Source organism: Mucilaginibacter sp. UR6-1 (assembly GCF_020880975.1).
GTDB lineage: Bacteria > Bacteroidota > Bacteroidia > Sphingobacteriales > Sphingobacteriaceae > Mucilaginibacter.
The window spans coordinates 1,108,992-1,120,959 of record NZ_JAJIWP010000001.1; the positions used below are offsets into that span (position 1 = coordinate 1,108,992).

Consider the following 11,968-nt stretch of genomic DNA (forward strand, 5'->3'; position numbering starts at 1 on the left):
AACATCTAAAATTATAACCGTGGACAAATTGGTTCGGGGCCCTGAATACGTTTGCGAAAAACATAGCTAACCGACAGCTCGATACCTCCCCTGCTATTGCTGGCAGCATTTAGTGCCGATGTATTGAAATCATAGCTTGCACCAATAATCATGCTGTTTACATGGTAGCCTATATTGGCTATCGCGGCATCATCAAACCGGTACATGGCACCTAATATCAATCCGTTATCATTGGCCATCTTCATTTCGGTATACGCGCCAAAGGCTTTTATCTGGTTCTTGTTCTGCCTTACGTATATAGCGTGTGGTATCACGTCAAACGCTTCGGCTACCATCAGGCGTACCCCGGCATGAAAATTATAGCGCATAGGCAGTTTGGCGTTCAATCCATCGGTAGCGAACGGATCGCGGCTGCGGGTAAGGTGCGACACACTTACGCCACCAAAAAAATTCGCGGTTGAAGAAGGGTCACCGTCATAATAAAACATACCCGCGCTTGCATCAAACACCGTTGCACTGCTGCTTGAAAAATTTTCAAAATTGGGCATGTTAGGGTTATAACCGGTTGATGGATCGTACTGATTGCCTAACTGTAGTTTATTCATATCAAAACTACGGTTAATTATACCCGCCTGAACGCCAAAATTCAGCTTCTTGTTACCATCTTCGGATATGGCAATACCGTATCCGAATGAGCCGTAAGCGGCAAAGTAATTAAACCCCGCCGAGCCTGCCGCCTGGTTGATCACATTAAAGCCGATGCCTGCTTTTTCATTCGGTTTAAAATCAACAGAAAGAGCACCTGTTTTATAAGCATCGCCAATGCTGGCCCACTGGTTTTTAAAGTTGGCATTTACACGCAGATCGCCATTTATAACCCCGGTAAGCGCCGGGTTTAACCATAAAGGATAAGCATAATATTGTGAAAAATGCGGGTCAATCTGCGCTTTTGTTATTCCGGCTGTTACAAACTGCAGCAGCACGGTTATTAGTATTATAAGTCTTCTCATCGTAATAGGGTGATTGTTCCTTTTTTAAATATTTTCTGGCCATCGTTGGTTACTATATCCAGGTAGTATACATATACACCGACCGGTTGCCGGGTACCTTTATAAGTTCCGTCCCAGCCGTTTGCCTGGGTATTTGAACGGAAGATGTTTTCGCCCCACTGGGTATACACATTAAAGGTCATCGATTTAATAACCGAACCGTACACATATAGTATATCGTTATTCCCATCGCCATTCGGGGTAAACGCGTTAGGCACAAAGATCAGGTTGTCAGGTGTACGTGCTGTGGCTTTTACCAATACGGAGTTGCTGCTGGTTTGGCAATCAGCAGTACCTATAGCCCGTACTACTATTGAAATTGTTTCGCCGCTTTGCAGCCCTGTTACCGTGTAAGTAGTTGTATTGCCGGCATCGGTAAAGGTTTGCCCGTTATCAACACTTACCTGGTAACCGCCTGCCCCGGTAATACTTGTCCAGCTAATGGTAACACTGCTGGTGTTTGTTTCGGTTATTGATACCACCAGCGCGGCAAGTTGCTGAAATACAATCACCTGTACTGCCTTACGGGTTAACGAGGTACAGCCGCCATTATCAAACACGGCCTCAGCATAATAAGTGGTACTTGTATTCAAAGCCGGTGTATTAAAACTTGTACCCGTAAATACCGGCGTACCACCTGTTTGACTTGTATACCAACGAATGGTAGTACCGGTAGCCGATGTAGCTGTAAGCGTAGCACTGCTGCCCGGGCATATGCCTGCATTTTGTGATGTAATTTGCGGCGCGGCAGGTGGCGGCACTACTGTTACTGTTACAGATGTACGGGTGGATGATGCACAACCACCGGCGTTAAGCGCCTCAACATAATAGGTGGAGCTGGCTGTAACTACAGGGCTGTATACGGTACCTGTAAATACAGGACTGCCCCCCGTTGCACCGGTAAACCACCGGTATGATGATCCGCTTTCAGCATTGCTAACCGTTAATGTAACCGTATTGCCTGCACATGTTTGTACCGATGCACCCTGGGTTATAACCGGGGCCTGCGGCGATGGCGAAAGCGTAACTTCAGCAATTGCTACGTTATTGCTGGCACAGCCTGTACTGTTAATTGCTGATATATAGAAAGTTTTATTGGCTGTAACTACCGGTGTGGTATACGCTGTACCTGTAAATAGCAGGTTTGTACGTGCAGGCGAATCATACCAGTTGTAAGTTAAGCCTGCCTGTGGTGAGCTGATAGTAAAAGTAGCCGTTCCTCCTGAGCAAACACTGATGTCGGCATCGGCCAATACAGGCGTGGCCGGCAGAGTGCTTACTGTTACGTTTACAGCAGTACGTGCTGATGAAGCGCAGTTGCCGGCATTTGCAGCCTCAACATAATAAGTAGTATTAGCAGATAGTGCAGGTGTAGTATATTCTGTACCGGTAAATACAGGTGTGCCGCCTGTTAATGATGTATACCAGCGATAAACAAGATCTGCCTGCGGATTGGTAATAACCAATGTTGCCGCCGAACCTGCGCAAACCGCGTTACCACCACCAGCAAGTGTTGCCTGCGGCTGCTGAGGTATTGGCAATACATCAATATTGGTTTGTGTACGTGTACTGCTCACACATGATGAGCTGCTTACTGCTTCAACATAGTAAACACCATCAGTAGTAACACCATTTACCGTAAAACTGGTACCGGTAAATATCGGCGTACCGCCTGTTGCAACGGTATACCAGTTATATATATGCCCCGTAACAGGGTTAACAACCGTAATAGTAACACTACCGCCGTTACATACCTGTGTAAGCGCGGCGCTCAGCGCCGGCGCTGCCGGAGCGTCATTAATAATTACATTCACCGCCGTACGGCCACCATTGTTTATACAACCGGTTGATGTAGTGGCAGCTTCTACATAATAAATGCTATTGGCAGTTACAGCAGGTGTAGTATATGCCGTACCAGCAAATAACGCGGTGCCGCCTGTTGCAGCACTGTACCAGCGGTAAGTTACCCCGGCTTCCGGATTGGCAACCTGTAATACAGCGGTTTCACCGGGGCAAACCTGTACATTGGCATTTTGTACACCCGGCGCTGATGGCCGTTGATTAACGGTAACATTAGCTGCGGTGCGGGTAGGGCTGGTGCAATCACCATTACTTAGCTCGGCATAGTAAACAGCGTTTGTAACCGGGGTTACAATGTAGCTTGCACCGGTAAACAATAACGTACCATTTGTTGCAGCATTATACCACCTCACCGTAGCGCCATTTGCATTGGTCACCGTAAGAGTAACGCTTTCGCCTGCACAAATCACCGTGCTGTTATCAGCAAATACCGGGTTAGCCGGAAGTGGTGTAACATTAGCGGTTACCGCTACGCGGCCCGGGTTAGCACAGTTATTGGTTTCACGCACGCTTTCAACGTAATAAGTTGCTGTGGTACTTAATTCGGGTGTAGTAAAGCTTGTTCCGGTAAACAGAGGTACACCACCTGTTGGAGTGCTGTACCAGCGATAAATTACCCCTGCGCGTTCATTGTTGACCGTAAAAGTAGCGGTACTGCCTGAACAGATGTTTAATGTACCTGCTGCCACCTGCGGCTGTTCAATCTGTTTTGATGCATAATATACATTAAGTGTGTTGAATACTGCCGCGGCAACGCTGTTTAGCCTTATTTCAACCCGATCATATACTGTGGCGGGTACAAATTTTATGATAGCGGTTTGCCCGTTGCCCAGTAGTTGAAGGCTGATACCGCTGTTAAGGTTAACGCGATCATTGTTATACGTGGCCCCGTTAAATGAGGCTATTTGTAAGCGCTGCAATACTGCCGCTGATGTTAGCGAAGCTGGCACACTCATTTTCAATTTCACCGTATCGCCGGCCAGGCCAGCATCAGCAAATACCAGGGTTTGTGCCACGTAAGATCCTCCTCCTGAGATCGGCAGATTTAGCTGGCTAAAATCAGTTGTATCGGTATTTACTGAATTATCGGCATCACTTATAGTACAGCCAACGCAAGCCAGGCCGCCGTTTACATCATTGGTTTGCGTTGATGCCAGATCACAATTTGTTGAAAATACCGGGTTTACCGTAATGGTGACAGGAGTACGTGAAACGCTCACACAACCGGTTGCCGCTATACTTGCCTCAACATAATAAGTTGTTGTGCTGCTAAGCGCAGGCGTTGTAAATGTTGTACCTGTAAAAATCGGCGTGCCGCCTGATGCTGACGTATACCACCTGAATGTAGCACCCGCGGTAGCTGAACTTGCCGTAATACTGGCTGACTGACCCGAGGATACCTGTCCGCCTGCAGGGGTTACCACCACTGTAGGATTATCGGGCGCAGGGTTAACCGTAACATTGGCCTGGGCGCGTGAATCGCTCACGCATTCACCGTTCACTGCCTCAACGTAGTAAGATGTACTTGACGACAGCTCAGGTGTTGTAAATTGCGCGCCTGTAAACACCGGATTACCACCTGTGGCCGTGGTGTACCACCTGAATGTAACGCCCGGCTCGGTTGAAGTGGCGGTAAGCACTGCCGATGAGCCCGAGCAGGTTTCAGTCCCCGCCTGAGCTATTTGCGGCACCAATGGCGCAGGTGTAACGTTTGCCGTTACCTGCGTACGTGCCGAACTGCCGCATGCACCGGCTGTTGCTTCTACATAATATGAGGTTGATGCAGTTAGAGCCGGAGTAATAAACGTTGCGCCCGTAAATACAGGAGTACCACCTGTTGGCACACTGTACCAGTTAAAGGTTACCCCGGTTACCGGTTGCGCGGCAAAAGTAGCGGTGGTGTTAGCGCATATGGTGGCATTAGGTACTGAAACAACCGGCACATCAGGCTGTAGGGTTACAGTTATGCTTACCGGTGTGCGTACAGTTTGCACACAACCGCTGGCTGTACGGCTTGCCTCGGCGTAATAAGTAACATTAGCGGTTAATGCCGGTGTATTAAATACATTCCCTGTAAATACCGGGGTACCACCTGTTGGTGTAGTATACCAGCGCACGGTAACATGATCGGGCACAGTGGCGGTTAATGTTGCCTGCGTACCTTCACAGGCTGCAACACTTGCATTGGTAATTACCGGCGCGGCTACGGCCTGGGATGCTGAATAAATATTCAATCCGTCAAATAACCCGGCAACTGCTGCGTTAAGCCTCACTTCTACCCTGTCAAAATCGGCACCGGTTCTAAAGGCTATCCTTACACGGCTTGTACCGTTAACAAGGCGCACATTAAGTAATGAACCATTGAGTGTAAAACGGTCATTATTATAAGTATTACCATTATATGTTGCTATAGCGATCTGTGATAATACGCCAACGTCGGCAAGTGTTCCGGGGATGCCAAGCTCAACGATCAGGCTGTCGCCCGCTCGGCCGGTATTAGCAAACCGGAGCGTTTGCTGGGCGTACGCGTTTAGTAATCCCACCGGAACATTTAATCTTGAGAAAGTATTCGCGTCAGCATCAACAGCCCCTGTAGCATTGGCTACAGAACACCCGATACAGATCAAACCGTTTACATCTGTTGTTTGGCTGATGGCCGCGTCACATGGAACCGGGGTTTCATCGGTAGCGTTAACATTTACCAAACCGGCCGCTCTTACAGCAGACCGGACCCCGGTGACCTCCACAACGGCCTCGGCATAATAAGTTGTATTATTAAAAACCGCCGGTGTATTAAATGTAGCGCCGGTATAAATGCTGGTGCCGCCTGTTGGCGTGGTGTACCAGTTAAATATAACACCAGCCGTTGTTGATGTAGCCGTAAGCGTAGCCGAACTACCAGGGTTAACTGATTGCGTTGGCGGGGTTACCGCAACATCAGGCACTACTGCCGGCACAACGGTTATTGTTACCGCGGTTCTATCAGGATTAGTGCACCCTCCTGTTGATGATTCGGCATAATAAGTGGTATTTGATGTAAGTTCAGGCGTTGTAAAACTGGTACCGGTAAACACCGGGGTACCACCCGATGCTGATGTGTACCATTTTACAACAGTATTGTTAGCTACATTGGCTGTTAATGTAATAGTTTCGCCGCTATTGATACTTGCACTTGCCGGTACAACAACAGGTTTTGCCGGAGGATCACCAACAAGTACCTGCACAGGATAGCGCACACTGCCTGCACATCCGTTGCGTAAATTTTCAATATAATAGATAGTGTTTGCTGTAAGCTGAGGCGTAGTAAAATTAGCACCCGTATAAACAGGTGTTCCCCCGGTTGGCGTGGTGTACCAGTTAAATACGCCTGTAGCAGGAGAAGTAATGTTAAGCTGTGCTGTGCTGCCTGCGCATATTTCGGGGATGGATGCCAACACTGGCGCCGGATAGGTTTGTAATGCATAGTACACCCGTAATGATGTGAGCAAACTTGCCACGCCCGAATTAAGCCTGATGGTTGCCCTGTCATAACTGCCGGTAGCGGGTACAGATACCATGTACCGGTTGCTGCCGCCAATCGGCCGCAATTTCACTAACCCGTTATCAAGCCCGTAGCGAACAACCTGTGTGGTATTATTGTACAGGGCTATTTCAATTGATCCGGCCACATTAACATCAGCAATACTAACAGGGGTTTGTATCTCAAAACGCAAGGTATCCCCGGCAAAACCCGGTTGCTGAAAGCGTAATTCCTGTTCAGCATACCCTCCCGATAATCCGGCCAGTACGTTTACAGTTGAGTAGGTTGTGGTATCGGCATCAGTGGCAAGCGCTCCGTTGATTATGCTGCAACCTACGCATAACCCGTTCACACTGCTCGTTTGCGCGTTGGCAAAAGTACACGGCGAATTGTTATCAATAGCCACATTGATAGTTATACTTGTGCGCGTAGCTGCGCTGCAACCGGCAGCATTTACAGCTTCAACATAATACGATGTACTGATAAACAATGCGGGCGTTGTGTAAGTAATGCCTGTAAATACCGGTGTTGATGCTGTGGCCGAAGTATACCAGTTATAAGTTACTCCGGTTTGGGCGTTACTAACCGTTATAGCCGCCGCTTGGCCTGCGTTAATGGTAAGATTGTTTGCAGCAAGCACAGGTGCCGCGGGCAAAACTTGTACGCTTACAGTAGCTTGTGAACGGGCGGTGCTAATACAACCGGTAGCATTTTCAGCCTCAACATAATAACTGGTGTTGGCTGTTAAAGCGGGCGTGGTAAAATTGGCACCGGTAAACACTGGTGTGCCGCCTGTAGGTGTGGCATACCATCGATAAATTACACCACTTACTGGTGCCGCTATATTAAAAGCGGCCGTTCCTCCTGTACAGATGGTTACAGTACTGTTACTTAAAACAGGCGTAGCCGGTAACGGGTTAATTGTAGCGGTTACCTGTGTACGCGTTGGGCTGATGCAGGTGCCGCCCGCAATGGCTTCGGCATAAAAAACAGTATCAGTTGTTAATGCACCTGTTGTAAAGGTATTTCCTGTAAAAACCGGAACGCCGCCTGTTGCTGTAGTATACCAGCGCACGCTAACCCCTGTTACCGCCGGGGCCGAAAATGTGGCCTGCTGACCAGGACAAACACTTAAAGTATTATTGGCTACTACCGGTGCTGCGGGTATTGGATTTACATTTATGGTTACCGCTGTACGGTCTGAAGCATCAGTACAACCGGCGCGCGATGCTGAAACATAGTAGGTTGTATTTGCATTAAGCGCTGGTGTAGTAAAGCTGTTACCGGTAAAAACAGGAGTGCCCCCAGTAGATGCGGTATACCAGTTAAATACTGTATTTGGCACGGTACCGGCAGTTAAGGTTACACTACTGCCCGCACAACTTTGTACCGTATTTGTTGCAGTGCCGTTAAAGCTGATCACCGGCCGTGGTATTACCCTGTTTGCTTCATAAAAATTAAGGGTTGACAGCACATTGGCCAAACTACTGCCTAAGCGGAGCTGCACCCTGTCAAACGTGCTGCCTGGCGCGTAAGTTATGGTTACCCGGCGGCGGTTGCCTTCAAGATCAAGCAAGCGTACTGATAGTAAGGCCGAATTAAAATATATCTCGTCGTTATTATTAGCATTACCTGAAAATGTGTTTAGGGATATGCGCGACAGCACCCCGGCATCAATGAGGCCTTGCGGAATACCCAATGTTACACGCACAGAATCACCGATTACCGAAGGTGATGAAAAAATAACCGTTTGCTGCGCATAAGCACCGGCTATGTTTACCCCGGCGTTAAGGGTTGACGCGGTGTTGATATTGCCATCAATAGCGTTTTGCGGATTTGCAACACCGCCAACATCAACACCTAAATTTAAAAGACCAGCCGATATGCCGTGTAATTCATCAACCGCGGTATTACATGGCGCCGGGCCGGGCCCATAAAAATAGGAATCGTATACATATAAATTACTTAATACACCAAGCAGGCCGCCATTAAGTGTTACACGTATACGATCATAGGTTTGTGTGGGTGTAAACCCTACCTCAAACTGGTTATTGTTGCTTACAGCCGTTAATAAAGTTGCCGCGCTGTATGATGGCCCTGCCGTAGCGGCACCATTGTAGGCACGTATCGAAAGACCGCCAAGTAAGGTCAGATCAGCCAGGTTATCTCCTGTACCAAGCTTTATCCTTATGGGGGTATTAGCAGCAGGTTTTGTGCTGCCTGTAAATATCAGTTCCTGGTAAGTACTGGCAGCCAACCCAACAGCCACATTAATTACCGAATATGTTTGCGGGTTTCCATCAACTGCATTACCCGCGTTTTGTACAATACAATTTGCGCAAAGCAGCCCTTCGCGGCCATTGCGCTGGTCATCAGCATAAATACGTTGAGCACGAATTTTGTAAGATGAAAACAGGAGCAGGCACAAAATAAAACTGCACCTGCCAATAAAGGTAAATATGCGCATACAGACGTGTTAGGTTAATGATTGCTTTTCGCCTAACTTACGTCTGCTTACCAAATGAGGTTTGGAAACACTTTGTTCACTTGCCAAACCAAATAACTCATCTGTTCAGTATTTTAAATGTTGTTCATTTTATTCATTCCTATTTGTTGTACTCCTTTGTTTGTAAAATTTCTTATAGATCAATTATTAACAATCAAGATAATTTTGAAACATACCGGTTAAATAAAACGTAAAAACATTCTAACAAGTGATAAAAATCAACCAAAACCTAAATTCGTTTTGTAGATGAATGCGATTCATCCCAATTATATTGAACAACTTAAAGCATCTGTGCTCACTATAGCGGGTATAACAAATATTACCCCCTGCGATTGCCGCATCATTGCTGCCTCAATATTTAATAAAACCCGGCATCAGTTAAGTGAAACTACGTTAAAACGCGTTTTTGGGTTTGCACACAGCAAATTTAATCCTTCGTTATATACTATTGATGTAATGGCCACATACTGTGGCTACAGCAGTTGGGCAGCCTTTTGTGAAAGCCAACAAACAAATAATACCACAAATAACGACCCTGTTTGGGATACCCTGAAGCTACGTGCCGATAAAGTGACCCGCTTTACCTTACAGGCACTCAAAAACCGATCAGGCATACCTTATGCAAATACCATAAACCGAAAACTTATTGACCTGCACTTTGATGCTTTTTTTGAGGGCAATAACATAGCTACCGTAATTACCGCGCCAGCAGGATATGGCAAAACACTGGCACTTTGCCGTTGGTTAGACGACCGATTGAACCATCCTGAAAGCATTGATAATAAAGATATTATATTATTTTTTAGCAGCAGTGCCATGATCAGCTCGTTTATGAGCGGGCGCAGTGTAAATGAGTGGTTGCTTGATCTGTTAGGTTATTCGCCCGAAAAAGATATTCCATCCGTTTTAGCGAACGCAAAAGATGATGGCCGAAAGTTTATTTTGATTATTGACGGGCTTGATGAACATCAGTTCAAACCAGAGCAGTTTCAAAATATACTGGATCAACTGGCCAATGTGTTTTCGTTCTATCAATCGTGCAACCGTTTCAAATTCATTGTAACGATGCGTACGTCATCATGGACTAACCACAAGCACGTTTTTGATAATGGTGAAAAATGGTTTTTAGGTACGCAATATGGCGCCCCGCTGTTAATAAACGTGCCTTTATTAAGTGTTGATGAATTACGACAGTTAAGTAAAAACCTTGGTAATGATGCTAAACTACCGCATGATATTAAACTTATCGAAAAATTCAGCTATCCTCTGTACCTTCAGTTTTACTACAAAAAAAACAAACACAATTTTTCATTACATCATGCCAACCATGTATCAGTTAATGAATTGATAGCTGAATTTATAATTAACAAAGTATACCTGAGCAACAACTCAGCCGAAAAAATACTCCTGCTTAACGCGTTTATTGATGAAATGCGCCCTGATGATGGTTACTTATCCGTATGCAAGTTAAAGGTAAATCACTTGCTTAAACAATACAATTCGGCATATCGGGAATTGTTGGGTATTGGTGTGTTAAGAGAGATTAATGAAAGCGAAGGATTAAAATATCACATTAGTATACAGTTCATGAAAAGTGATTTTCTGGAATATATGTTAGCCAGAAAACTATTGCATTTAAATGATTACAAGTTTGACCAAGCCCTGGTTAATAACTTAAATGAGCTTGAGCATACCAATGCGCTTAAATTGCCTGTATTAAAATGGTGCCTGATGTATACCATACAAAATGGCAAAACAAGCAAATTAAGTGCTGTAAACACTATAGCTATTGATATAACTGAACGTACAGAGTTGTTGCGGTTTTTAATTGAGCTGATTAGTAGAACCCATCAAAATAAAATACAAAATAATGATTTAAATGCCGGTATTGACCATACTATCGTTAATGAACTGTTTGACCACTTCGTGCATCCGGAGTTAATTGAACCGTGCAATGAAGATATATTACTGGCTTTTAGTAAGTACAATATCAGCCCGGCTAACCGTGCGTCACTTTATATAGCGCTTAGCTTTACAGCTACAACAGCACTTGATTTAACAAAACTTGAAAAATACATCAATCAAATAAAACTTGAAAGCAAAAGCCACTATGAGACATATCCTATACACCCGTTAAGCTGCCTTGAATTTATTTTTAACTATTTAAAGTTTGGTACTATAGATCCTGATTTTATTGTAAAACTTACTAAGTACCTTTTTAAACCCGTTGATAAAAAAGCCGAAAAACCCTCTTTATACCAAATTTATTTGACTGTATTAAGTTTGGCTGCCCGTGTATGCGATAATCCATATAAAGAAGCACGGCTTGCTAAAAAGTTAAACGAGGAATATGGATCAAACGACCGGTATTTTAACCTTATAACAAATGCATTAACAGCTAACCGATATATCAACACCGGTTATATTGTTATGGCTGTTAACCTTTTAAAGGATATAGAAAACCTAACACAGGTTCCAGGCACTAAAAATGCAATGTTGTCCGATGTTTTATTACATGAGATTAAAATTAAATTGGCACTAACTACCGGCGATTACGATTTGCAGGCAAACACATTTGATAAATTTGAGCAGCTAACCACCAATGGCAACTACAATTTACCGAAATTACTGCTCTTGCAATTTATATTAAGCGTGTTTGGTAACTCTCCATTTGTTAAGAAACACGAAAAAGAGTTAAGCTACCAATTTTCAAAAATGCTTATCCGGCTTGGGGTTAGCAAAGCAGGTTTACAGTCAGAAAAGCATTTGAATAACATAGCCATTATATTTAAGAAAGAACAAAATAGCTATGTTTAGTTTGGATATATTCAATAAAAAAATGATTTTCAATTATTAATTCGATTACTTGCCGATACAGAAAGTACTTACGCGGTGACTATCAGCAAGTTACAAGATTTTAGTAACAAATTAGTAACAAACTTTTTGACCTAAATCCAGGTCATTATTGATACTATCTTGTTACCCGAGTGTGGAAAACTTGTTAATATTAGGCATTATTTTTCAATTTCAAAA

Annotated in this window: 3 protein-coding genes; 1 reads left to right on the forward strand and 2 read right to left on the reverse strand. The window is 44.7% G+C overall.

Annotation, left to right across the window (positions count from 1 at the left end):
- Nucleotides 1-11 precede the first annotated feature (11 nt).
- Together LJ707_RS04720 and LJ707_RS04725 are read right to left on the reverse strand one after the other, a co-directional pair.
- Nucleotides 12-1,010, reverse strand: coding sequence for a PorP/SprF family type IX secretion system membrane protein (locus LJ707_RS04720; protein ID WP_228949643.1), 999 nt, complete (start codon nucleotides 1,008-1,010; stop codon nucleotides 12-14).
- Nucleotides 1,007-8,896, reverse strand: coding sequence for a gliding motility-associated C-terminal domain-containing protein (locus LJ707_RS04725; RefSeq protein ID WP_228949644.1), 7,890 nt, complete (start codon nucleotides 8,894-8,896; stop codon nucleotides 1,007-1,009). Before LJ707_RS04725 ends, LJ707_RS04720 begins: the two co-directional genes overlap by 4 nt.
- A 285-nt stretch (nucleotides 8,897-9,181) precedes the next feature.
- Between LJ707_RS04725 and LJ707_RS04730 the strand changes: the two genes are divergently transcribed.
- On the forward strand, nucleotides 9,182-11,752 hold the full coding sequence (locus LJ707_RS04730; protein WP_228949645.1) for an NACHT domain-containing protein: 2,571 nt from the start codon (nucleotides 9,182-9,184) through the stop codon (nucleotides 11,750-11,752).
- The last annotated feature ends 216 nt before the right edge of the window (nucleotides 11,753-11,968 follow it).

Bases quoted from the DNA above. Each gene is read 5' to 3' on its own strand.
- LJ707_RS04730 (WP_228949645.1), top strand. From the start codon at position 9,182: ATGAATGCGATTCATCCCAATTATATTGAACAACTTAAAGCATCTGTG.
- LJ707_RS04725 (WP_228949644.1), bottom strand. From the start codon at position 8,896: ATGCGCATATTTACCTTTATTGGCAGGTGCAGTTTTATTTTGTGCCTG.
- LJ707_RS04720 (WP_228949643.1), bottom strand. From the start codon at position 1,010: ATGAGAAGACTTATAATACTAATAACCGTGCTGCTGCAGTTTGTAACA.